General features: G+C 37.4%; 26 protein-coding genes. 4 read left to right on the top strand and 22 right to left on the bottom strand.

Annotated elements, in window-relative coordinates; translation table 11 throughout:
- Nucleotides 1–61 precede the first annotated feature (61 nt).
- From MHI40_RS04620 to MHI40_RS04535, 18 genes are all read right to left on the bottom strand, one after another.
- Nucleotides 62–415, bottom strand: a complete 354-nt coding sequence (locus tag MHI40_RS04620; protein WP_340761723.1) for a hypothetical protein — start codon at nt 413–415, stop codon at nt 62–64.
- A complete protein-coding gene (gene fliS / locus MHI40_RS04615) occupies nt 412–813 on the bottom strand; it encodes a flagellar export chaperone FliS (protein WP_340761722.1) in 402 nt (133 codons plus the stop codon). Before fliS ends, MHI40_RS04620 begins: the two co-directional genes overlap by 4 nt.
- Before the next feature lie 39 nt (nt 814–852).
- On the bottom strand, nt 853–2,361 hold the full coding sequence (locus MHI40_RS04610; RefSeq protein WP_340761721.1) for a flagellar hook-associated protein 2: 1,509 nt from the start codon (nt 2,359–2,361) through the stop codon (nt 853–855).
- Between the two features lie 15 nt (nt 2,362–2,376).
- The gene (gene flaG, locus MHI40_RS04605) at nt 2,377–2,745 is read right to left on the bottom strand and encodes a flagellar protein FlaG (protein WP_340761720.1); all 369 of its coding nucleotides are present in this window, start codon (nt 2,743–2,745) and stop codon (nt 2,377–2,379) included.
- A gap of 561 nt (nt 2,746–3,306) precedes the next feature.
- A complete protein-coding gene (locus MHI40_RS04600; protein ID WP_340761719.1) occupies nt 3,307–4,032 on the bottom strand; it encodes a hypothetical protein in 726 nt (241 codons plus the stop codon).
- 427 nt (nt 4,033–4,459) lie between these two features.
- Entirely contained in the window at nt 4,460–6,196 is a 1,737-nt protein-coding gene (locus tag MHI40_RS04595; protein ID WP_340761718.1) for a flagellin N-terminal helical domain-containing protein, read from the bottom strand.
- 187 nt (nt 6,197–6,383) lie between these two features.
- Complete coding sequence (gene csrA / locus MHI40_RS04590; RefSeq protein ID WP_340761717.1) at nt 6,384–6,596, bottom strand: carbon storage regulator CsrA; 213 nt, start codon at nt 6,594–6,596, stop codon at nt 6,384–6,386.
- Nucleotides 6,597–6,600: 4 nt separating this feature from the next.
- Nucleotides 6,601–7,038 carry a flagellar assembly protein FliW gene (gene fliW / locus MHI40_RS04585; protein ID WP_340761716.1) on the bottom strand — a complete coding sequence of 146 codons (438 nt, stop codon included), beginning with the start codon at nt 7,036–7,038 and terminating at the stop codon, nt 6,601–6,603.
- Nucleotides 7,039–7,057: 19 nt separating this feature from the next.
- The gene (locus MHI40_RS04580; protein WP_340761715.1) at nt 7,058–7,612 is read right to left on the bottom strand and encodes a DUF6470 family protein; all 555 of its coding nucleotides are present in this window, start codon (nt 7,610–7,612) and stop codon (nt 7,058–7,060) included.
- A 55-nt stretch (nt 7,613–7,667) separates the two neighbouring features.
- Entirely contained in the window at nt 7,668–8,537 is an 870-nt protein-coding gene (gene flgL / locus MHI40_RS04575; protein WP_340761713.1) for a flagellar hook-associated protein FlgL, read from the bottom strand.
- A 48-nt stretch (nt 8,538–8,585) separates the two neighbouring features.
- Nucleotides 8,586–10,223 (bottom strand): flagellar hook-associated protein FlgK, encoded by a 1,638-nt coding sequence (flgK, locus tag MHI40_RS04570; protein ID WP_340761712.1) that lies wholly within the window; start codon nt 10,221–10,223, stop codon nt 8,586–8,588.
- 12 nt (nt 10,224–10,235) lie between these two features.
- Nucleotides 10,236–10,730 (bottom strand): flagellar protein FlgN, encoded by a 495-nt coding sequence (locus tag MHI40_RS04565; RefSeq protein WP_340761711.1) that lies wholly within the window; start codon nt 10,728–10,730, stop codon nt 10,236–10,238.
- Nucleotides 10,731–10,745: 15 nt separating this feature from the next.
- A complete protein-coding gene (flgM, locus tag MHI40_RS04560) occupies nt 10,746–11,009 on the bottom strand; it encodes a flagellar biosynthesis anti-sigma factor FlgM (protein ID WP_340761710.1) in 264 nt (87 codons plus the stop codon).
- Between the two features lie 262 nt (nt 11,010–11,271).
- Nucleotides 11,272–11,688, bottom strand: a complete 417-nt coding sequence (locus MHI40_RS04555) for a TIGR03826 family flagellar region protein (protein WP_340761708.1) — start codon at nt 11,686–11,688, stop codon at nt 11,272–11,274.
- A 43-nt stretch (nt 11,689–11,731) separates the two neighbouring features.
- On the bottom strand, nt 11,732–12,355 hold the full coding sequence (locus MHI40_RS04550) for a ComF family protein (protein ID WP_340761707.1): 624 nt from the start codon (nt 12,353–12,355) through the stop codon (nt 11,732–11,734).
- Nucleotides 12,352–13,413 (bottom strand): DEAD/DEAH box helicase, encoded by a 1,062-nt coding sequence (locus MHI40_RS04545; protein WP_340761706.1) that lies wholly within the window; start codon nt 13,411–13,413, stop codon nt 12,352–12,354. The genes MHI40_RS04550 and MHI40_RS04545 overlap by 4 nt, the downstream gene beginning before the upstream one ends.
- A 281-nt stretch (nt 13,414–13,694) precedes the next feature.
- A complete protein-coding gene (locus MHI40_RS04540) occupies nt 13,695–14,537 on the bottom strand; it encodes a DegV family protein (RefSeq protein WP_340761705.1) in 843 nt (280 codons plus the stop codon).
- Nucleotides 14,538–14,643: 106 nt separating this feature from the next.
- Nucleotides 14,644–15,225 carry a nuclear transport factor 2 family protein gene (locus MHI40_RS04535; RefSeq protein ID WP_340761704.1) on the bottom strand — a complete coding sequence of 194 codons (582 nt, stop codon included), beginning with the start codon at nt 15,223–15,225 and terminating at the stop codon, nt 14,644–14,646.
- Nucleotides 15,226–15,355: 130 nt separating this feature from the next.
- On the opposite strand from MHI40_RS04535, the gene MHI40_RS04530 reads away from it, so the two are divergent.
- Together MHI40_RS04530 and MHI40_RS04525 are read left to right on the top strand one after the other, a co-directional pair.
- Nucleotides 15,356–15,733 (top strand): nuclease-related domain-containing protein, encoded by a 378-nt coding sequence (locus MHI40_RS04530; protein ID WP_340761703.1) that lies wholly within the window; start codon nt 15,356–15,358, stop codon nt 15,731–15,733.
- Nucleotides 15,734–15,863: 130 nt separating this feature from the next.
- The gene (locus MHI40_RS04525; RefSeq protein WP_340761702.1) at nt 15,864–16,277 is read left to right on the top strand and encodes a hypothetical protein; all 414 of its coding nucleotides are present in this window, start codon (nt 15,864–15,866) and stop codon (nt 16,275–16,277) included.
- A gap of 299 nt (nt 16,278–16,576) precedes the next feature.
- Here MHI40_RS04525 and MHI40_RS04520 read toward each other — a convergent pair whose 3' ends face one another.
- The gene (locus MHI40_RS04520; RefSeq protein WP_340761701.1) at nt 16,577–17,251 is read right to left on the bottom strand and encodes a response regulator transcription factor; all 675 of its coding nucleotides are present in this window, start codon (nt 17,249–17,251) and stop codon (nt 16,577–16,579) included.
- A 35-nt stretch (nt 17,252–17,286) separates the two neighbouring features.
- Nucleotides 17,287–18,432 (bottom strand): sensor histidine kinase, encoded by a 1,146-nt coding sequence (locus MHI40_RS04515; protein WP_340761700.1) that lies wholly within the window; start codon nt 18,430–18,432, stop codon nt 17,287–17,289.
- 140 nt (nt 18,433–18,572) lie between these two features.
- Here MHI40_RS04515 and MHI40_RS04510 point away from each other — a divergent pair, with 140 nt between their 5' ends.
- Both MHI40_RS04510 and MHI40_RS04505 read left to right on the top strand, forming a co-directional pair.
- A complete protein-coding gene (locus tag MHI40_RS04510) occupies nt 18,573–19,208 on the top strand; it encodes a YigZ family protein (protein ID WP_340761699.1) in 636 nt (211 codons plus the stop codon).
- Nucleotides 19,209–19,238: 30 nt separating this feature from the next.
- Nucleotides 19,239–20,408: a CAP domain-containing protein gene (locus MHI40_RS04505; protein ID WP_340761698.1), complete on the top strand. Its 1,170-nt coding sequence runs from the start codon at nt 19,239–19,241 to the stop codon at nt 20,406–20,408.
- A gap of 205 nt (nt 20,409–20,613) precedes the next feature.
- Here MHI40_RS04505 and MHI40_RS04500 read toward each other — a convergent pair whose 3' ends face one another.
- Both MHI40_RS04500 and MHI40_RS04495 read right to left on the bottom strand, forming a co-directional pair.
- Nucleotides 20,614–22,143: a SpoIID/LytB domain-containing protein gene (locus tag MHI40_RS04500; protein WP_340761697.1), complete on the bottom strand. Its 1,530-nt coding sequence runs from the start codon at nt 22,141–22,143 to the stop codon at nt 20,614–20,616.
- Nucleotides 22,144–22,839 (bottom strand): SH3 domain-containing protein, encoded by a 696-nt coding sequence (locus MHI40_RS04495; RefSeq protein ID WP_093537266.1) that lies wholly within the window; start codon nt 22,837–22,839, stop codon nt 22,144–22,146.
- Nucleotides 22,840–22,850: the final 11 nt, after the last annotated feature.

The raw sequence follows: 22,850 nt of genomic DNA, 5'->3' as shown, positions 1-22,850 counted from the left end.
AGCCCCAATTCTTCATATCTAAATAACAAACCGGCACAAGCATTAGCTGATGCCGGTTTGTTTATTTTTTCTTATCGTAAAAAGTACCGTCTCGGAATACCTTTGCATAGGGATCCATGTAAGCATGGACAGACACTTTCTTTTTTTGTTGATCAGAAATATCTAAGCGTATATCTTTCATATACACTTTTAACTTTACTTGAAGAATCTTTTCTAACGAAAGAAGCGCTTGTCCAAATGTCTTTTCTTCATCAGTAAAAGGTTGTTGAATTGATTGCTGAAATTCGTCCCGTTTGTTTAATAACTCTTCTATTTGCGAAATAATAGCATCACGCTTTTCTTCTTCTCTCTCATCTAAAATATGAATCAACTGTTCTGTAACAATTCTCCAATCTTTTAGACTCTCCCGAATCATATTTCACCTGTGGAGCCGTATTGTTTCTGACGATTTATTTGAATAACTTGTTTCCAGGTATCACGAAATTCGGTTGTAAGTGCATATACTTCATCAACAAGAGAAGCATCATTGTTGATATTTGCTTCTACTAAGCGATTAATCATGTATTCATATAAACTAGTCATTGATTGTGAGATAGTTTGTGATGGATCTAGAGTAATCATTAGCTCACGTAAGATATTTTGTGCTTTTTGGATATTCGTATTTTTCAGCTCAATATCTTTTGTTTCTATCCCTTTTTTCGCTTGGTTCAAAAACTTTAAACAGCCATTATATAGCATTAGTGTTAGCTCACCCGGTGTAGATTGAGTCACACTATTTTGTTGATAGGCTTGATATGGATTATTTATAGCCATGATAACACTCCTCTTTTTGTAACGTTTGTAGCATATTTATTATTGTCCGCCGCCAAATGCATTCATTAGATAGGAAGATTGACTATTCGCGCGTAGTATTGCAGATTCCATAGCCGAGAATTGTTTATAGTAACGACTTTCAACCATTTCTAAGCGAGCTTCAAAACGGGTAATTTGATCATCGTAGCTCTTTAATGTACGGCCAAGTGAGAAAGAAGTGCCTACTGCTGTATCCGTACCAGCTTTTTCAATAACTTTTTTACGGGTATCATCTAAAGTAGCTACTAATCTTCTAGCCAATCCTTTCTCTGAATCCGTAGCACCATCCGCTGCAAAAAGTTCATACACTTGGTTGGGATCATCTGAAATTGCCTTACGCAACTTCGCTTCATCAATAACTAATTTTCCATTGTCCATATAGTTACTAGAAGTTTTAATACCAATTTCACTTAATCTATCTGCACCTGTTACTCCACCAACAGCTGAATTTAACGCAGTACGCAATTGACTTAATGCACTAGAAATAACACTATCATTCCGTAGAGTCCCACTTTTTGCTTTTTCTTCCCAAAGTTCGATTTCTTTCTCTTTCAAATCTGCTTTTTCTTCAGAAGATAAAGGTTGGAAGTCTCTATATTTTTTTTCACGAATCTCGCTGTTTAAATTCTCAATTAACTTGTTATATTCATCTACAAATTTAGTCACCGATTCAAGAATTTTGTCTGTGTCTGGTGCAGAACTAAATGTAATATCTGTTTCGCTTGCTTTTTTCAATGTAATTTCAAATCCATTGATTTGGAATGTATTAGATTGACGTTGTGTTTCTAAACCATTGTAAACAAAAATGGCATTCTTACCTTCTGTCGCTATGGCTGTATCAAATTTCAAGAAGTTATTAGTATCTCCCTCGATTACAATCTCTGATGGATTTATAGTAGTTCCATCCGGCCCGATCGTATTTGCAATCTCACCACTATTTTTTGCAGTAAATGCCATCTTTCCAGTAAAGGAATCATAGAAAGCAGTCACCCCAGAACTTTTGTTAATGTCGGCCAACACACTTTGCATAGTGGAATTTTCATCAATTCGAACTACGTAACCAACTTTATCTTCCGTTCCATCCGCTTTTATAGCTTTTATAGTGAATGTAGAGGGCACTTGAACGTTCAAATCTTTTAGTTTTTTTGTCAAATCAGCATCAGAAGGTAAAACTCGATCAGTACTTTGCAGAGTAGCCGCTTCCGCAAGCTGTTTTACTTTAATCTTTCCAGTGAAATCGCTTGTCGAGTTTATATTTTTCACACTAATTTCGTCAGGTGCTGAACTAGTCACCGTCTTTTGAATATAAGTAGATTGACGTAACATAGTATCGCTTGTTAAATTACGAAAATCAAATAGTTTTTTATTCGTTGCTCGATAATCATCTCTTTGCCATTCCATGTATTGCTTTTTTTGCATTATTTTATCCAAAGGAATACGCTGTGCCTTCATCATATCTTTTATCATTGTTTCAGTATCCATGCCACTTGCTAATCCAGTAATACGCACGAAATCACCAACCTTTTATATTTTCTTGTCTACAAATAATCCGACAAAATCACACATAGCCGCATACATATCCAACAGTTTCTTGGAGGGAATTTCTCGAACAACTTCATCTGTTTTTGAATTTACCAATGTCACATAATAGGTTTCCAACTCATCATGATACTTGAATCGTAATTCGGTGTTAGTTGTCTCCAAAAAGTTATTCATACTATCTGCCATTTTTTTCGCTTTTTCAGCAGGTAAATACTCATGTTCAGCATTTTCCTTTGAAAGTGAGTTAATTTCACTTTCAGTAGAAATGAGGACACCTGATTCAACATCAGCTGTTTTTACAGATGTATATTGTGGAATATTTACAACAGAATCAGAAATTCGATTGACCATACGGATCTTGCCCCCTTGTTGATGTAAATATATCTTATTGTTTATATCGGTTCGTTAAAAATTATCTTAATAAGTAAGGATGATAAATTACAGATCTCATAAAACACAAAAACCGGAAGCCTGAGTGCTATTAGGTTCAATGTCCAATTTTTGCTACTATATGTCTTATATAATTTTTATTCCCAAATAGCCACCTATTTCTTCTACATCTGTAAGATTAATATCTAGTTTATTTATTCAATTCACTTGATAATAGCAAAAAAACTGTTAACAGTAGTAATATATTGCAAATTTAGTTCTAGTATCCGTCATTACCTCGATCTCAAAGTCTTCCCCATGGCAAATTATTTGGAAATATTTTTTTGTGCTTTTTAACCTTTACTTTTTGAAAAAAGACTCAAATGTCGTACTATACATCTCGATCAGCAACCTTTTTATAACACATGACATACCAATTTATCGACTCTTTTTATGTTTAGGAGAATTTTCTATGCATTATTAAAGCATTAATCCCTTATTTATATCAGTCACTTACATTCAATTAAAAGAATATACTTTAATTCACTTAATCATTTGTCTACTCATCTCTTCTAACTTTTGTTCAATACGAATAATATGCTCTTTCATATCTTGTTCTTGTTCAGAAATATCAAGTGTACCTGGCCTTGGTAATAAAGATATGAACCTAGCTAGTGAAAGAAGAGTCATAAATAAACCAATTAATGCTTGGAAATGAAGTACTATCGTAGCTAATAATGTCCAACTGGTATTATCTAAATTACTAGTGTAACTCACCATCGTTAGAAAACTAAAATAAATAAGAATAAAAGGATTTAAGTTCTCTAGTGAAGTATCAAAAGAAAATTGAAATACGACATATGTCGTAGCAAACCAAAAGATAATTTCAAAAAAATTATGTACAAGGGCTATTGTCATTCTCCTATATCCTACAAGTGTGTAACTAGTTGGATTCTCTTTTCTAAAAGGATGAACAAGTAAAACATTAAGCTGATAAATAAAAATTTCAAATACTCTAATAAAACCATAAATCATCAAGCAATATGACAAAAAGTGAGGACCTATTTGAAAATAAACTAAATACACTGAAATAATTGATAGGAGCAAATTTCCGATTACCCAACTATCTACAAACGAATACTTTCTTCTTAATTTAGGTAATAAAAATCCAATCAAAGCAAAAAGTGATAGTTTTTCAAAAATAGTTAATATAAATACCCACATTGGAACTAAATACGATTGATTCTTCGTTGTTCTTTTCTTAACCATAACAACACTCCTAGTAATTTTTAATCCATAACATTACAAAAATAATGAAAATAATGAATTTCCTATCATTAGTTATATCGACACTACACTACAAGTTTGAACTTATATTTCCATTAACCATGGAAAAGAAAAGCTATATTACAAAACAAGAATAACGGCTGCCCTTTACGGAATAATCTATGGCTACTGCAGTATTATTAAGTCTTTACTAGATTCTAGCTGCTTCTGATAATAAAATTCCCACAAAATATTCCGTAATTCGTTACCAGTATATCAGTTATTTGTAAATAAAAAATTTAAAATATTTTATTGAATAGGCCTATCAGGCTCAATAACAAATTTGATATATTTTAGAGCCTGGTAACACTACACTAACATTAAAAAAGGACCTTCTCCAAAAGGAGAAGGTCCACTCTTTTATTAATTATTAACGAAGAAGTTGTAAAACTCCTTGAGGTTGTTGGTTTGCTTGAGCCAACATTGCTTGTGCTGCTTGAGAAAGAATTGAATTCTTTGTTTGTTCCATCATTTCTTTCGCCATATCAACGTCACGGATACGAGATTCCGCAGCTGTTAAGTTTTCAGAAGAAGTGTTTAGGTTGTTGATTGTGTGCTCTAAACGGTTTTGAGATGCTCCAAGGTTTGAACGTTGTGCTGATACCTTTTCGATAGCATCATTGATAGTTTTGATTGCAGCTGAAGCACTTTCATGTGAAGAAACATCAAGCGCTGCTTCTTTATTTGTATTGTTAGTACCATCAGTTACTGAGTTAGCAGTAGTGAAACCTTCAGCTCCAGCTTTACTAGTAATCCCTAATGCACTTGCACGCATATCTGCAATTTCAATTGTCATTGACTGACCTTTGTTTGCTCCAACTTGGAAGTTAGCAGTGAATTTCTCTTGAACGCCGCCATCAGTAACACGAATACTATTTCCAGCTTCTCCACCAACAGCAGCTGTTACAGAAAGCTTACCTGTTGCTCCTTCTGAAAATACTACGTCTTTTACTTGTGGACCTGCTTGGTCAACTACAGCTTTTATCATGTCTGCTGCATTTGCTGCCGCACTAATATTAACACCTATTCCAGTTCCAGTATAAGCACCTTTATCGGCATTGTAGAATTCAATTTGCTTATCGCCAACTGTAAATCCTTTACCCACAAACTCTTGTGCTGTAGCTGTAGAATTTACCCCAGTGAAATCAACAACGTCTGCTGCTGTAGCTTTTGCTGAGTTAGTTACACCTACTGAAGCAACACCTGAATCAGCACCTGCAATAGTACCACCTGAAGTAGCAATACTTCCAGCTCCCCCTGCAGCTAATCCAGTTTTAGTTGCCGCTACAGTTACTGCACCTGCAGCTGAACTAGTAGTGAAGTTTCCTTTTAACGCATCATTTTTTGCAATTATTTCTTTTAGAGCGTTAGTAATTGCTGTAGCTGCAGTTGTTTCAGAGTCACCTACTGCAGGAGGTGCAGTAGTTAATGTATTATTTAAATATACAGTTGCACTATTTCCTGTAACATCAATAGATTTACCATCTAAATCAATTCCATCAGCTGCAGTACCTGGGTTAGTTGCAAACGTGATTGTAATTTTCTCGCCATTTAATGTGAATTCTGCTGTTTGTCCATTAGTTGCTGCTGCAGTAAGAGTTGCTGTTTGAGTAGCCTCTGTAGTTGTAACATTACCACCAGTTAAATTAGCATTTGTAGCTTTACCAGTTTCAGCTAAATTAACTTTTCCATCACCTTTTAAAAGGCTTTGAGTATTGAATTCAGTAGTGTTACCTACACGGTTAATTTCAGAAGTTAATTGGTTAATCTCTTTTTGAATTTCGTTACGGTCCACACCAACGTTTGTATCATTAGATGCTTGAGTTGCAAGTTCACGCATACGTTGAAGGATATCATGTGTTTCGTTAAGTGCACCTTCAGCAGTAGCAATCATCGAAATACCATCTTGAGAGTTTTTAGAAGCTTGGTCTAACCCACGAATCTGTCCACGCATTTTCTCAGAGATTGCAAGACCAGCTGCATCGTCCCCAGCTTTGTTAATACGAAGACCTGAAGCTAATTTCTCCATTGATTTAGACTGTGCAGTTGTAGCACTGTTCAACTGACGGTGTGTGTTAAGTGCTGCGATATTGTGATTAATTCTCATTATTATTTCCTCCTTGGAATGTGTTGCTCACTTCCTTGTGAGCAGTGTTTTGTATTTTGTATGAGACAAGAGAACCGAGCCGGCCGGACCCCGTTTTTCTTGCTTACATAGATAGTATCGGAATGTTTTTCCATTGTTTAATAGTTTTATATATTTTTTTGTATCTTTTTGGCGATTTATTAAATCGTTACTTTTTTGATTTGAAAATGTCCATGTTTTTAAGTACTGCTTCAGTATTAGAAGTAGACACATCCTGTCTTAATTCGCCACGAATTACATCAATACTTCTCGGTGCGCTGATTCCTATTTTTACTTGTTCGCCTTTTACTTCTGAGATTATGATTTCGATGTCTTCCCCAATCCAAATCGTTTCCCCAGCTTTACGGGATAATACTAGCATTTGATCACCCCTTTTGGCTTTCTGAAGATATAAGATGACGAATACTGTAATCCTCATTGTTTAAGATTACTTGTTTAGCTTTATTATTGGATGTATTTTGAATAATAGGTGCTTTTAAGTTTATTGTCGATTCTGCAATTGTTTCTTTTAAAGAGACAATTGAAAAAACAGCTACCTCTTTCTGTTCTTTTATTTGAAGAGCATGTACCGTCGCTTCGTCCAATTCAATATCGTAGTTTACCGTTATGTTATATGGATTTGTGACAATGAATGCTAAGGCTTCTGTTTGAACAGATTGGAGGACAGTAAACTCCTCGTTGTCTTCAATGGGAAGTATCACGAATTCTTTTTCGGATTCGAAACCTGGTATACCATGTTCGAACTTAAGTATTTCAGCAGTATCAATTTCCACTTCTCCTGAGTATGCTGTTTTGAGATTCATATAATTTGCTCCTATCTATTTATACAAGCCAATCTATTTGAATAGATGAGTGCTGTTGCATTTCCACTTTCACTTTTCCAGGAGTGTAGTTGTGAATTGGCTTATTGGTTGTTGTATTATTAATCACTTGTTGTGGTTCTACTTGGATATCAACGCTTCCTGGTTGAAAATTTACTTTTACGCTACCGTAAAACGGCACGAATTTAATCGCTAAGCCAGAGTATGGTTGTCTACCCGTTTGTTGAGCTTGTGATTTTATCGGATTCCCACCGTTTTCAATTTTCATCAGTTCGGCGCCTTGTTGCGCACGTCTAGCGATACCTTCTGAAACCCCTTGACGTCCCTCAGCAGCAAAGTCTTCGATTCTTCTTCTGACGCTTTTTAAATCAATATCAGCCCGGGCTTGCTCCGTGTCTATGGAAAGTTGCGGTTTTGTTGTTCTCATCGTTTGTATTGCTTTTGGTTGTTGCAAATCTAGATTCGCGCTTGGCTGTTCAATTTCTTGCACTGGTTTTTGTATATTTAAACCAATTTGTGCTTTTGTTGAGTTTACTTGGAGTTTTGGGATATTCATCTTTTCTCACCCTTTAAAGAAAGCGTTTGGAGCATATGTCCAAACGCTTTTGTTATTATCGTAAAAAGTCTACTAAACTCGGTTGAATAATTCGCGCACCAACTGAAAGGGCTGCACGATGAATTGATTCTTGAGTAATCATTTCAGTAATTGCCTTTTCCATGTCCACGTCTTCATTTTCGGACATTTGTTTAGTCGCAATTACTTCTTGTGATTGCAGTCGGTCATTCATTAGCTCTACACGGTTTTGACGAGCTCCAATATCAGCACGTGTTGTTAGTATTTCATTCATTTGTTCGTCAATTTTTCCGATAGCCTCACTGTAGTTGACATTTCCTTCTTTAATATCCGCAAACATTTGATCGATATTTTTAAATACATCGATTGCATTTGTATTCACTTTAAGTGTTATTCCATCGAATACTTCTATTTCCACATCTTTATTAAATGCATCTACGTTTGTTGTCGGATATCCACCCGATTTTTCATCATATAAAGCTGTAGTTGTTTTAGTTCCACTAAAAATATATTTGTCTCCAACTTTTGTGTTAGCTATATTTTGAATATGTTGTCTTAGTTGGTCTAACTCGCTCTGAACCTTTTGTCGATCATCGTCTGTTGTTGTATCACTTGCCGCTTTTACCGCTAGTTCGTTAGCACGTTGTAATGCTGCACCTACTTTATCAAAAGCATCGTCAGAACTATCTAACCAGTTATTTACTTCTCCAATGTTACGTTGGAATTGTTCTACTTTGTCTAATGCAGTTCGGTAGCCAATTCCCTTCATCGCCACTACTGGATCATCGGAAGGTCGGTTTACTTTTTTACCTGTCTCAATTTGATTTTGTAGTTTTCCCATTTTGTTATAGCTACTGGATAAATTCCGTAACATATTACTTGATAACATTGATTGGGTTACACGCATATTTAGTTCCCCCTATTGTCTAGTCTTCATCGCTTACGCTTTTCTATTTTATAGTCCCACACGGCCCATGCCGTTGATAATTTTGTCTAGTGTTTCGTCCACTACTGTAATCATACGCGCCGATGCGTTGTATGCTTGTTGGAATATAATCATATTTGTCATTTCTTCATCCAGTGATACGGAGCTTACAGAAGCACGACGTTCTGTTACTGCTTGTTGAAGTGTCGCTGAATTGAATGATAAACGTGTAGCTTGTTGACCATCTACACCTAATTGACCAATAAGACCTTCGAAATAGGTTTGTGCACTAACTTTTCCTAAATCATCAAGGCTTGCAAATTTCATATTTGCTAATTTTAATGCAAATTTGCCGTTACCTGGTTCAGCCTCTCCAGGCGTTGAATCAGAAGCCACAACTTTTCCAGGATCTTTAATAATATCAGAGGAAATATAGATATTTTTTGCAGTTATTCCGGCTCCGCTATTATCAGCTTCATCTTTATTAATAAAGAAAGTTTCACCTTGTTTTCCATAAATATCTGAACCTTGTGGATACTTTGCAGTGTCAGTTGGATCACCCATATGAACTTTATTAAATTCAGTCGCAAATGCTTCTGCCATTTTGTCTAATTTTGCAAGCATATCTGGCAATAATCCTTTTACAGGCGCTATTGGATCACCAGTAGCCTGACCATATGAATTCACAAGTGATTTAAGTTTGCCTAGATCGCTAAATTTAGAAATGTCATGTTGTACAGCTGCTAAAGCATCAGTCCAATCATTATTTAGAGGAACATCATTTCTACTAGAGTCTAATCTGACAATATGAAAACCTTCGATTGCAGATTTGGGTGTCATCCCATCTGTTTCACTTGCACCAGAATTTCGAAGCTGAGCAAAATTTTTTCCATCAATCAATTTTAAGGATGAACCGTCTTTTAATTTCAATGAAACTGTCACGGAACCTTCTGCAATAGCTAGTGAATTACCCCCTGATTTAACGTTACTAGTTTCGATTGGGAAGTATGTTGACAACTCATCTAGCAACGTGTCACGAACATCATATAAATCATTAGGCATATAGCCGTTCGGTTCAATCGCTTGTATCTGTTCGTTAATGGTAGCGATTTGTTCTAAAATCGAGTTTACATTTTTTAATGAAATTCCGATTTCTTTACCTGCATTTTCTTTGATTTGGGAGATGGATTTGGACAAGTAGTTGAAAGAATCAGCTACTGCTATTCCACGTTGAACAACTACAGAACGTGCCCCACCATTCTCAGGGTTGACGCTTAAGTCTTGTAGTGATTTCCAAAACTCATCCATTGATTTAGCTAATCCATAATCGGACGGTTCGTTAAGCACATCTTCCATTTGTGTTATTGCTTGAGACCTTGTTTCCCAATAACCTAGTTTATTGGATTCTTGACGATATTGCGTATCAACGAAAGAATCACGAATACGTTGAATTGACTGTGTTTGCACACCTGTACCCAGATGACCTGGAATTTTTGGTGCGTTTAGTCCTGTTCCGGGATAGCCTAAAGTTGCTTCCATATTCACTCTTTGGCGAGAATATCCAATTGTATTAGCATTAGATATATTGTGTCCGGTTGTATATAGTGCAGATTGTTGCGTGTATAATCCGCGTTTACTTGTTTCTAGTCCCATAAATGTAGAGCCCATGGGTTCGCCTCCTTATGCTTGTGAGTCGAAGTAGGTTTTGTCTTTTGAAGGACTTTGTACTTCAGATCTCGAATAGTTTATTTGGTCTGGCTTGGGTCTTAATGCATCTAATGTTAAATTAACAAATTGAAGTGATTGCATGGTAAGTTTTTGATTTAGATCGTTTTGTTGTTTTAATGTTTCTAGGGTTAATAATAGATTATTGCGTGCTTTGGTTAGTTGAGCTTTTTCTTCGTCTGTGTTGGTATTTTCTAAGACAAGTGCAACAGTTGGGTTGTCAGTAGGAGCAATTCCTTTTGCTCGAAGGTAATCCGTTACCTCTGTTTGACGCTGTTGTTCTAGCTGTGAAATGCCTGCAACATGTGCCTGCTCATCCTTGAGCAGCTGGTTTAGACTGTCCATGTCCCCTGTTTTGATAGCTTCTGTTTTTTTGTATGCAACCTCTAACAAACTTTTGTGAAGCATGTCTAGTTTGGTTAGTGATTGCAAAATGTTAACGATGGACATGTTTGTAAGCTCCTTTTATAGACGGTAATAATTTAGGATATTCGATGCTAATTGTTTTGCATCTACTTTGTATGTTCCTGCATCGATGTCCGCTTTTATTGCGGCAACTCGTTCTGCTTGTTTTACTTCTACTGGGGATTTGGTTTGCATGCTCTTCGCCGTAGACGAAATTTCTAATTGATCTGCAGCTGTTTTGGTTGTATTTTGTACTTTTTCAGCCTGTTGTTGATTGCGTTTGTATGGATTTACTTGGTTTACACCCACATTTGTGATTTTCATAAACTTCATCCTCCTCTTTTTTCAAAGTGTCTATGTATTATTTCGGCAGGAAATATGAAGTGTTTAGAGTAATTTGAACGATTTGTGTGGAATAGGTCTTGGGAATTAAAGGGCTTAGTGGAATTAGGAGGTCTTTTGAAGGAACTCGAATCGATTGGGGTGGAACTCGTGTGGCTATGTGTGGTACTCAAGCTAAGTTGGGTAGAACTCATTTTTTAATATCAGTTTCATCACATGAAAAAACTCTCACTCTAGGTGAGAGTTATTTCTTCTTGCTATCTGAATAATAAGTCCCTGTTTCTTGTTGGGATACTTTATCTCGGAATTCTTTTGCTGCATCAAATTGACGAAGACCGGATTTTAATTCGTCCGTACATTTTATACATAGTTTACCTGACTGCGTGATTTTCCCACAGTTGTCACATGGATAACCTAAGTTTGGAAACATGGCAGGTTGTAGTCTATTTTTACGTACCCATTTATGTAATAATGACTCCTCTACTCCAGTAGCTTCTACAATTCTTTCAACGGTTGCTGCTCGGTTTTCGCGTTTGCGAAGGAAGCGATAAACCGTTTCATATTGTTTTTCTTCGTTCATTGCGCAGTTATTGCATACTTCTCTTAATCCCGTATAGTTAAAAAACTCGCCGCAAGAAGGACAATTTTTAAGTTCACCCATGTTGTTACCTCCAAAAAATATTCTCCCTTTATTTATCGGCAAGTTACCCTTTTATTAAAGTGATTGCGTCGACTCTTTTGGCCCCTGCATTCTTTAAAATCTTTGCTGCATGATGGATGGTAGCACCAGTTGTATATATATCGTCAAATAAAATATAATTTGTTGCTTCGATTGTTTGGATTGCTTCGAACAGATTGGTTGTTTTTAATCGCTCTGTTTTTGTTTTCTTCCCTTGAGAATCGGGTGTTGTTTTGGTGATCAGTTGTTTAAAAGGAATTTGCGCTGCATTTAGGAGCTCGTCCACTTGAGAGAATGTACGTACCTGTAGTTTTTTTGGGTGCATTGGAATGGGGACAACAATCCCTTCTATCTTCTGAAATACTTGTTGTAACTTTCCGGAAAACACTTTTGCTAATGCAACATCTTGGAGGAACTTGTACTGGTGTAAATATTCTTTCATGGGCTCGTTGTATGAGTATAGACAAAAGACTGAGTCTACTGCTCCTTCATAAGGAGTTCCAAGGAAATCGGTAAAATCGGTGGTGGACTTTGAGACTTCAAATTTTGCGAAGCATCTCTTGCAAGTAGAAGAATCCAAATTGTATATAAAAAGCTTCGACCAGGTTGCTGATGATTGGTAAAGTGCGCCACAAATTAAACACGTCATGAACGATTCCACCCTTCTATCGCATCTTGCGCTTTATCCATTTCTCTGCTTATTCCGTGGTGAAAGAAAGTAATGTCTCCATCTGGATACTGCGCTGATCTACCGACTCGTCCACTTATTTGAATGAGGGCACTGGAGGTGAAGATGGGTTGCTCTGCTCCAACTACAGCTACATGAACGTTTTCGATCGTAATTCCTCTTTCTAATATGGTTGTTGTTAATAAGCCCGGGATTTTCTTTTCGCGTAATTGCATCACTAGTTCTTTTCTATCTGGGTGCTCTGCATGAACCCTTGGTAAATCACCTGGGAAGCTCTCTAGCATTTCGATAGTAGGCAAGAAGATAAGAAAAGGCGTGTTTGTTTCTATTTTTTCATTTATCCAGTTTTGTAGTTTCGAAGGAATTTTTCCTTTTTTGAGTTGTCTAGCGTAGCCCCATAGACTTACAAATTTAGGTACTGGCAGGTCGTGGCCATGGTATCTTCTCGTGAGTATAGATTGGTTGGTTGTTTTTAATGATTTCGTAGGAGTGGCTGTTACATAATGTATGGAAGTTTCTGGTTTTGCGGCTTTAGTAACTGCTTTTTGGAGGGTTTCATCGGCATAGTAAGGAAAGGCATCTGCTTCATCGACAAATACTACGTCAAAGGCATTTTCAAATCTATAAAGTTGGTGTGTTGTTGCAAGTATGAGTTCAGGAAATCCTTGTTGGTCAGGTACTCCACCGAATAATGCGTGGATCGTTGTGTTTGGGAAGACTTTCTGGAATCGAGGGAATAGCTCTAAAATAACATCGGTCCTTGGTGCAGCAACGCAAACTCTTTTGCCTGCTTGTAAACATGCAAATATAGCTGGAAATAGGAGTTCTGTTTTTCCTGCTCCGCATACTGCATGGACTAGGTGGGATTGGTTTTGCTCCACACTAGCAAGTAGTTCTTCACTCGCCTTTTGTTGGAGAGGTGTAAGCTGGCCGTTCCATTCAAAGACATGTGCGTTCGCGCTGCGAGCATGCTGCTTGTCCCAAAGGAGTAATTCGGAACAACTACTCACCCGCCCCATTCGGATACAGTGGCGGCAATACGTACAGATTTTGTTGCAACGAGCACAGTTGAATGAGTGAAATAAGGATGGGTTCGTATTGTGGCATCTGTTGCATGTGTTCATGTTTGATTGCCAAAAAAGGTTGGAATCTGTTTTTGTGAGGACACCAGGTTTTAGGTGGATGTGACCGGAGTCGATGTAGGCGTCGATGACTTCGCGTGGGAATGGGGTGTGTTCGCGAAGCCATATGCGGCCAGTTAGAAATTGTTGGAACTGTTCGTTCATGGGCATTCTCCTCATTAGTTAATCTTATACCAACCGAGACCCATGGACCCTTCCCCAAGATGTGTACCAATTACGGGACCGAAGTAGCTGATCGTGAAGTCTACGTTTGGCATTGTTGCTTGAAGTTCTTCTTTCCATGCGATTGCTTCGTTTTCGTAGTTAGCATGAATGATTGTCGCTTTTATGTTAAATTTGTTTGAGTCTTCTTGAAGCATGTCCGAAATACGTTTCATCGCTTTTTTACGCGTACGAACTTTTTCAAATGGCACAATAACTTTGTTTTCAAAATGTAGAATCGGTTTTACTTGCAGGACGGAACCAATGACACGCTCGAAGCCAGTTAGTCTTCCTCCGCGGTGAAGATGGTCTAGATTGTCGACCATAAAGTATGCACGCATCGTTTGTTTCATGTTGTTTAGTTCTTGTAGGATAGCATCCGGTGAAGCACCTTGTTCTGCCATTTCAGCAGCTTTAAGTACGTAGAAACCTTGGACCATACAGGAAATTTCAGTGTCGAACGTTCGTACGTCGAGGTTTGCTACCATTTCTCCTGCTTGTTCTGCTCCGGCAAGCGTTCCGCTGATGCCACTAGATAGATGGATAGAGATAACTGAGTCGTTCTCTTTTGCAAGTTTTTCATATGTTTCGATAAATGTTCCTAAGGCTGGTTGGGATGTCTTTGGAAGCGCTCCACCTTTACGGATTTTATCGTAGAATTCTGTGGTGTTAATGTCTATTTCTTCTTGATAGGTGTCATTTCCGATGACAACGCTTAGCGGCACCATATGAATATTCAGTTGGTCACGAATTTCTTTCGGGATATATGCGGTGCTGTCGGTTACGATTGCTGTCTTCATTTAATAAATCACACTCCTACTTGTAGTTTACTGAATAATTGGTAGAAATGAAAGCATAAAAAAGCCCAAACATGATATTTGTCATATATGTCTGGGGAATACGTTGTTATTCAGTTGTTTCGCCTATATAGTAGACGCTAGAAACTAACCATTTGCCATCTTCTTTGACAAATACAGTTACTTGGCGTCCGTTCTGTTCAAGTTTAGCACCTGTGTCCATTTGTTCAAAAGAAGTATGGATATTGGAGAATACTTGCGCTTGTGATTTATCGTATTCAATAATCGTAATATTATCAGCTGTACGGATTGTGTTAAAGTCGTTGAACGTTTCTTCTACTTTGACTTTTTCAGCGTCGTAGTTAAAGCCTTCTGGATTTTTGGAAATTGTGTTCATATAGCGTTCTGGGTCTTCTGCGTTAAATGATTCCATGTATTCCGTGAAAGATTCGAGTAAAGCCGTTTTTTCTTTTTCTGGTACATTTGTTGCTTCTTCAATACTGTCACCTGACAATTCGAAGCCTATATTGGTTTCGCTTTTATCTTCTGCACCGTGATCCGTTGTCGTTTGTGTGTTCGTTGGAGCGATGTCGGTTGCGGAATTAGCGTTTTGCGCTGTTTCGTCGTTACTATTGCAAGCTGCCAGCGTTAGTGTGAAGGCCACGAGTGTAATTGCTTGGATTATTTTCATATATGTCTCCTCCTGCTGAAGGTTATTTTGTCATAATTAGGACGAAAACTCAATTATTAAGTTCCCATTTAAAATAGGTAGAATATTCCGGTATTGGAATGTAAGATATAGGTAGAAAGGAGCTGAAGGATTGAGTGGACATTTTGCGTTGTTCAAAAGGTTGAATGATGGATCTCCGTCTTCTGATTTTATTCGTGAAGAGATTCGAAAAATGGATGCAGGAGTGCGCGGAGAGAATCGACTTGTTGAGAGATTGAGGGAGTTACGTTTGTATGGTAAGTTTCGCGTTTTCTCGGATGTCTGTTTGGTGCTGGATGATTGGAAAGTGCAGATAGATTGCCTTGTAGTGACCGACCGTTGTTGTATAGTGCTCGAGTCGAAGAATATAAGTGGACGCTTGTATTTTAACGAAGAATTAGACGAATTTTATAAGGAAGAGAATGGAACGGAAACCCCTATTTCTAATCCGTATTTTCAATTGATGCGACATATTCGCTTCATTTCATGAAAGAATAACTACGTAACACCCTTCCACAGATGAAAGTGACTGGTGCAGTGATCATGACTGCTAAGTCCTGCCGCATAATGCAAAAACCTACCCATTATCCCATTATAAGTTAGAGAGCATGGTTGAGAGAGTGACACAGATTTACAATAGTTCTGGTGGTGAGATTTTTTCTGTTGGGGAGTTAGAGGTTGTCGAAAAGCTATTGTTAGAGAATAGGTCTGCTTTTGAGTATCCCCCACTTTGTGAATATTATCGGATTAATGCAAGTGAGATTCGGCTAGGTGTGGAGTGTCCTGGTTGTGGGGTTTTGGGGATGCTGCGTACAGGTAAAACTTGGACATGTTCTAGCTGCCGCAAGCGTGACCGGAACGCTCATAAAAAAGCGGTGGATGATTACTTTTGGCTTATCAATAATAAGATAACGAATAGGGACTTCCAAAAATTTTGTATGGTGGACTCTATATATGCAGCTTCGAGAATGCTAAGCAATATGGATTTACAGATGCATAGAGCTGGCGGGAAGACATATTACACGAGAAAATAGGGTTATATTTTAGTAGCTGTTTGTTTTCAGTGAATCGCAAATTAAGAACTTCGTATCGCAAGAGGGACTTCGGGAATCGCAACATACTTTGGGGAAATCGCAAGATCCATCCTTCTAATCGCAAGGTGAAACGTGTTTCCAGGTGAATCACAAATTAAAGACTTCGTATCGCAAGATGGCCACCGCGAATCACAACATACCTTGGTTGAATCGCAAGATCGGTCTCACAAATCGCAAATTCACCCCACAAAAACAAAATCCCACTCCAAAACATTGGAGTGGGATACTTTATATGTGTATTAGCGTACTTCAACCCAACCGTTTTTGATGCCGGTTACTACGGCTTGGGTGCGGTCGTTTACGTTCATTTTTTGAAGGATGCTGGATACGTGATTTTTTACGGTTTTTTCGGAGATGAATAGTGTTTCTCCGATTGTGCGGTTACTTTGGCCATCTGTTAGTAATTGAAGTACTTCGCATTCACGTTTTGTTAGTAAATGGAATGGACGACGAATTTCTGTTTGATGGAAGTTCCCTTTGTTTTCGCGCTCGCTTAAGCGACGGAATTCTGCAACTAGGTTCTTCGTAACTTTTGGATGTAAGTATGAACCGCCTTTTGCTACTACTTTGATAGCGGAGACAATTGCATTGGCATCCATTTCTTTTAGCATGTATCCAAGAGCACCTGTTTTTAGTGCGTGTGATACGTATGACTCATCATCATGGATAGAAAGGATGATTACTTTTGCATCAGGGAATTTCACTAGTAATTCTCCTGTAGCCTCTACACCATTTTTAGTAGGCATATTGATGTCCATCAATACTACATCTGGAAGATATTTTTCATAAAGACTTAAAACGTCGTGGCCGTCGTCACCTTCTCCTATTACTTCGAAAGAGTCTTCAAAATCTAAAATACGTTTTACTCCCTCGCGAAATAGTTGGTGATCATCTATGATTATTATTTTTGTCATGTTCATTTCCTCCTATAATTAAAAAGCCGTATTTACTATTCCTCATTTAATGGAATACTAAACAAAATACTAGTTCCTTTGCCAGGGGAAGATATTACTTTCATCGTTCCTTCTAACAAATCCACTCGTTCCTTCATTCCGATTAAACCAAAGGATTTTTCTTTTGCTACTTCTGGATCAAAACCAGCTCCATTATCTTTGACGATAATATTTATCTTTTGTTTCAACCATTCTACTTTCACCCAAGCTTCAGTAAATTTTCCGTGTTTAGTTCCATTAGTTAAGCACTCCTGAACAATACGGAAAATGGCTACTTCAAAATTGGTATCTAGTCTTTTCTCTTCTCCAAAGTTTTGGAAATTAATCCTACCTGTTGGGTTGTATTCTTCGATTGTTGTTATATACTTTCGAAGCGTTGGTATTAAACCTAAATCGTCTAATGCCATAGGTCGTAGGTCATAAATAATACGACGTACTTCTGAAAGAGCATCACGAACCATTTGTTTAAGGTCTAGAATTTCTTTCATTGCTGCTTCTCCGCCACGCTGCTGATATGTAAGATTGATCAAATCTGTTCTAAGAAGAACATTCGCTAGCATCTGCGCAGGGCCATCATGAATTTCCCTTGAAAGTCTTTTACGTTCTTCTTCTTGTGCTTCGATAATTTTCAAGGTGAAATCTTGTTTAATTTTTGCATTTTCAAGTGCAGCTCCTACATTTTTCAAATCGGATGTTAAGTAATTCATGACGATATTCACCTGATTGACCAGATGATCGGCACGTTCAATCATTTCTAGCAAGCCCTGTAATCTGCGTTCTAAATCATCTCTTCTAAGTCTAAGCTGACGTTCCTCACTACGTTTGATGAGAAGATTTATTTGAATTTCATTTGCAGTTTCATAAGCTTGGCGAACTTGTGGTTCATCGTACGAGTCAAAATTCTTGGAAACCTCAGCTAACCGATTTCGGGAGTGTCTCGATTGTGTATCGAGCAAATCTCCTTCTATAATAACTGTCTCGATATCTCCACGAATAATTTCTAACTCCACTTTCATTTCTTCAAAGCTTTGTCGACTCTGTTCGCTTATAATGAATATATCCTTTTTCGAATGATCCATCACTTCGACCATTCGATCGAAAATAACATCTAACGATTGCGTTTCAAAATTCATATTCGTCATCTGTTTTTTCTCCTTTATGCGCCCAAATGAGTCCTCATTCACAAATGATGACATGTCCTATTATAGCACTAAGTGACTAAAAATAAATTAAAATTACTTTACAACTATGTTTCAATAGAATCAGGAGGGGAAATATATCTATGAGAAAAGATTACCATACTATCCAAGGCTATGGCGAGAGCGAAATAATCATTCAAAAATCACGTTTTCTAACGTATGTGAGCCGGGCGGAAACAGAACAACAAGCGCAAGATTTTATTAATAATATCAAAGAAAAGCATAAAAGTGCTAATCATAACTGCTCTGCATACATTATTGGCGAGCATGACAATATACAAAAAGCCAATGATGATGGGGAACCAAGTGGAACTGCAGGAGTCCCAATGCTCGAAGTATTGAAGAAACAGGGTCTACAGGATACAGTTGTTGTCGTCACTCGTTACTTTGGGGGTATTAAGCTCGGTGGTGGCGGACTTATCAGAGCTTACGGGAAAGCTACTACAGAAGGAATTGATGCCGCAAAAGTGGTGGAACGAAAGCTGCATCATCTGATGAAGATCTCTATAGACTACACATGGCTAGGAAAAGTGGAAAATGAAGTTCGGAACTCCGCCTATCCTCTAAAAGAGATTAACTATGCGGAGCTTGTCGAAGTAATGGTATTTACAAAAGCAGATGAAGAAGAAACCTTTATTAACTGGATGGCTGAAATGACTAATGGACAGGCAAAAGTCGAACTTGTCGAAAAAGAGTTTTTGGAATTTACGGTAAATTGATTTATACTTTTATTATGAGGAGATGAATCTATGAAAAAAATTGCTATTATCATAATGTTATTGTTCACTTTAGTCTCAGTTCCAGCAATCTCTCAAGCAGCAGATTGTCCTTCCATCGTATACTGGGATGGTGTTCAACTAAAACCCGGTCAAATCGGCCGAGTCTTGATACAAAAACCAACAACTATTTATAAAAATGTAAACGGAAAGTTCGAATTTTCTAGAACTGTTAAACCGGGAGAAAACTACAGAATATACGCAAATAAATCTACATACTATCATCTTGGTGGCGGATTAGTCATTCGAGATAATGCCGATATTGTGTATCAAACACCTTCTAAAAGTAAACTTAGTCAACTAAAATGTGTGAAAACAGCTTCCACTTCTATTTCCATTGGAGATAGAAAAACGACTACAGCATCAAAACTAGGCGCACAACAAAAAGCAGTTATAAACGAATTTGGTGCTTCCACATCGATTTATCATAATAATTATAATAGCTTCTATGCAATTAGTTATTTAAACAATAAAGTTGCATCCGTTTATACGAAAGATAAGAATTTCAGTATTAATGGTGTTTCAATATCGAACACAATTGCACAGCTAGAAAGTACACTGGGTACTATCTATGAAACTACTGGAAATACATATCCAATTGAAATAATTACGTATAATTTGCCAAAATATGAAGCAAACTTTTTCATAGATGTACATAGTGACAACAAAATTTCTGCTATCTATTTAATAGACCATCAATTGATAGATCAGAATCCTAATCTCTATCCTAAAAAGTCTACTACACTAGAAAGAGGTTATGAGACACTGTTATTCGAATTGACAAACGCTGAGCGTAAGGCACAGGGAGTTGCAGTTTTACAAAGCTCATCGAAGGTTGCGAGTGTTGCACGAACTCATAGCGTGGATATGGGATTAAATGATTATTTTAATCATGATAATTTGAAAGGAAAATCACCATTTGATCGTCTAGCCGATAGCGGAATCGCATTTAGAAATGCTGGTGAAAATATTGCAATGGGTTATACAAGTCCTTACTTTGCACATGAAGCGCTGATGAATTCTATAGGTCATCGTAAAAATATCATTAGTACCTCTTACTCTCAATTAGGCGTAGGTGTGTACTTTGCAGATTGGACATATGGATCTATTCCCTACTATACCGAAAACTTTATAAGACCTTAATGAAATAAAGCCTAAACGCTTATAAATAGCCCCGACGAGCGCTGAAAGAATAGGAATAAAGGTGTTTTTTGTCTTTACTTGCTAGGCTATAGTGATTCAAGGGGCTAGAGTCTAGACGGAGACTCATTCATAGAAGAGATTTTATTATTCTCTTAAGATAGATTAAAGGCAGCCCAGATTATAAATTCTGGACTGCCTTTTTTAATTAGTACTTTTCAATTGTCGTGCCCTGGTAATAATGTTTTAGAATACGATCATATGTCCAACCTGCTTCGGCACGTGCTTTGGCACCGTATTGACTCATACCGATTCGGTGACCATAGCCTTTACCGTTGACAGTTACTGTTTGGACACCTGTCACGCCTGTTGTGGAGATGATGCCTTCATTCGTTTGGACTTTCACTGAACCATCAGGAATCGTCACTGTACCATTTGCTGTTTGAACAGACATTCCCCTAAGTGATGTCACCTCTGAGGAACTTTTAGCCCCTTGAATAGCAATGTCAGTTCCGCCTGTTGGTTTCGTGAATGATATATCGAACCAGCTAGATTTTAATGATGCATTGTTGGCATCTAAAAATACATTTCTCATAACAGTTTCATTGCCAGTAATTGTTTTCTGACCGGTTGATGTCACAGCAGTTACAGCAGTAACTTCACCGTTAGATCCACCTTTTGTTAGCTTGATGTCTAACAAAGTATCAGTTGACGCAAATCCGAATTTTTTTAATATATTTGATACTGGAATACTCACTGACCAATTTTTATATGGTGATACCTCAATGGAATCGTCTACAGAAACAAAGTGTGAAACTTGGGTACTATTCCATACTTCCCCAATGTTTGCTGTTCTTCCTCCACTAGTAGAGTAGTAGTATGCCTGAACTAGTTTGCCATTAGCTTTTAACACCAAACCGTTTGTTGCCTCTACTGCAGCATTTGAATTTTTGTGTTCAGATGAATACCCTTTATACATTTGGTCTTTCGTAGTACTACTTAGAATACCAGCTTTACTCAATGTATAGCTTCTTGCTGCAACCGTCTGAGCTTTTAAAGCCTCGATATGCCAAGACGCTGGTGATTCATTTGGAATTACACCTTTTAAATAATTTTCTAAATCTAATCTGTTAACGATTTGAACTGTCGCCCCTGATTTAACAACATTAAAACTTCCACGATATTCTCTGCCATCTGGTGCTTTCCCAATTGGTAATGAGGAAACTTCAGCAACTCTTGCACTACTAGCGGGAATCCACGATGAAACGCCTTGCTCATCCGTAATAGAGTACCAGGTTTCTCCGTTACCATTAGTAAATTCATTCACATAGTTTGCACCTTGGAAAGCTTTATATGATTTTACTGTTTCATACTCAGTTGTTGCACCTTTTTTGCCATCTACATTTTTATTAAATACTACTATCTTTTCGTTGCCGGATATTGCATGTAAAGCATACCCCTTTGACGAAAACATAGATGCCCCTGTTTGATAAATGGAAACTTCCCCATTCACTTGAGAAAATGTTACGGGTGTATTAGGCAAAGCATAGAACATTTCGTTAGTTGTTAGGTTTTGAAGCTTATACACTCCTGATAAATTAAGAGAAGTCGAGGAAGCATTGTGTACTTCTACTTGTATTTGCTTGGAATAGCTTTCTTGCTTATATGCAAATGCACTATTTGTTGAAACTAAGCTAAGTGCTGCTACTGATAAAATGGCTATTACTTTTTTCTTCAATTATTTCACCTCAGTCAGCGTACTTAGCACCCAACCTTTGTTGCCTTTAGGAGTTTGAACATTATACCAAGTTTCACCATTTGCATTTTTGAATGACCCTAAATAAGTTAATGTAGAGCCTTTTGCAACTGTTTCAAGTGATGTGTAATTAGTAGTTGCCCCTTTACGTACATTTGTAGCTTCTTTTGTTATTACTTTTGATGGTACGAAGTTTCCTGGTTTGGTCGTAGATACATCACCAGAGAAAATCCAACCTTTTACAGTTGCTGAAATTTCTACATTATACCAAATTCCATCTGCACCTTTATGCTCACCAATAACAGTCAAACCTTTGTTGGCTACAATTGTGGAAATTACTTTGTAACTTCTTGTTGCTCCAGAATGTACTTTTGCACTTGTCGTAGTATAAATTACAGCAGGTGTTCCAGTAGGAGGATTAGTTGTGACTGGTGGAACTACAACTGTACCACCATCCGCTACTGCTTTTTGTAATTGTTTGATAGTCGCATCTTGTTGTGCAACTTGTTTTTCTAATGATGCTACTTTTGTTTGCAAAGGATTTAACTGTGCTTGTACCCATTCAACTGATGCCAAAAGTAGATTTGAATCTGCCTTCGTTGATGTCGGTGCATTAATAGTTAATAACAAACTCAACCCTAATACAGTACCAACTGTTGCTAATAATTTCTTTTTCATACGTTTATCTT

It is taken from the genome of Psychrobacillus sp. FSL H8-0510 (assembly GCF_038008345.1).
GTDB lineage: Bacteria > Bacillota > Bacilli > Bacillales_A > Planococcaceae > Psychrobacillus > Psychrobacillus psychrotolerans.
Note: the sequence above shows the minus strand (reverse complement) of the source record. Positions and strands in the feature narration are given on the sequence as shown.

Coding starts and splice junctions, on each gene's coding strand:
- MHI40_RS04540 (WP_340761705.1), bottom strand. CDS start 14,537: ATGAAGACAGCAATCGTAACCGACAGCACCGCATATATCCCGAAAGAA.
- MHI40_RS04510 (WP_340761699.1), top strand. CDS start 18,573: ATGAGAAAAGATTACCATACTATCCAAGGCTATGGCGAGAGCGAAATA.
- MHI40_RS04550 (WP_340761707.1), bottom strand. CDS start 12,355: ATGACGTGTTTAATTTGTGGCGCACTTTACCAATCATCAGCAACCTGG.
- MHI40_RS04505 (WP_340761698.1), top strand. CDS start 19,239: ATGAAAAAAATTGCTATTATCATAATGTTATTGTTCACTTTAGTCTCA.
- MHI40_RS04535 (WP_340761704.1), bottom strand. CDS start 15,225: ATGAAAATAATCCAAGCAATTACACTCGTGGCCTTCACACTAACGCTG.
- MHI40_RS04520 (WP_340761701.1), bottom strand. CDS start 17,251: ATGACAAAAATAATAATCATAGATGATCACCAACTATTTCGCGAGGGA.
- MHI40_RS04620 (WP_340761723.1), bottom strand. CDS start 415: ATGATTCGGGAGAGTCTAAAAGATTGGAGAATTGTTACAGAACAGTTG.
- MHI40_RS04600 (WP_340761719.1), bottom strand. CDS start 4,032: ATGGTTAAGAAAAGAACAACGAAGAATCAATCGTATTTAGTTCCAATG.
- flgK (WP_340761712.1), bottom strand. CDS start 10,223: ATGGGCTCTACATTTATGGGACTAGAAACAAGTAAACGCGGATTATAC.
- flgL (WP_340761713.1), bottom strand. CDS start 8,537: ATGCGTGTAACCCAATCAATGTTATCAAGTAATATGTTACGGAATTTA.
- flgM (WP_340761710.1), bottom strand. CDS start 11,009: ATGAAAATCACAAATGTGGGTGTAAACCAAGTAAATCCATACAAACGC.
- MHI40_RS04565 (WP_340761711.1), bottom strand. CDS start 10,730: ATGTCCATCGTTAACATTTTGCAATCACTAACCAAACTAGACATGCTT.
- fliW (WP_340761716.1), bottom strand. CDS start 7,038: ATGAATCTCAAAACAGCATACTCAGGAGAAGTGGAAATTGATACTGCT.
- fliS (WP_340761722.1), bottom strand. CDS start 813: ATGGCTATAAATAATCCATATCAAGCCTATCAACAAAATAGTGTGACT.
- MHI40_RS04595 (WP_340761718.1), bottom strand. CDS start 6,196: ATGAGAATTAATCACAATATCGCAGCACTTAACACACACCGTCAGTTG.
- MHI40_RS04580 (WP_340761715.1), bottom strand. CDS start 7,612: ATGAATATCCCAAAACTCCAAGTAAACTCAACAAAAGCACAAATTGGT.
- MHI40_RS04545 (WP_340761706.1), bottom strand. CDS start 13,413: ATGGGGCGGGTGAGTAGTTGTTCCGAATTACTCCTTTGGGACAAGCAG.
- flaG (WP_340761720.1), bottom strand. CDS start 2,745: ATGGTCAATCGAATTTCTGATTCTGTTGTAAATATTCCACAATATACA.
- MHI40_RS04555 (WP_340761708.1), bottom strand. CDS start 11,688: ATGGGTGAACTTAAAAATTGTCCTTCTTGCGGCGAGTTTTTTAACTAT.
- csrA (WP_340761717.1), bottom strand. CDS start 6,596: ATGCTAGTATTATCCCGTAAAGCTGGGGAAACGATTTGGATTGGGGAA.
- MHI40_RS04515 (WP_340761700.1), bottom strand. CDS start 18,432: ATGACGAATATGAATTTTGAAACGCAATCGTTAGATGTTATTTTCGAT.
- MHI40_RS04495 (WP_093537266.1), bottom strand. CDS start 22,839: ATGAAAAAGAAATTATTAGCAACAGTTGGTACTGTATTAGGGTTGAGT.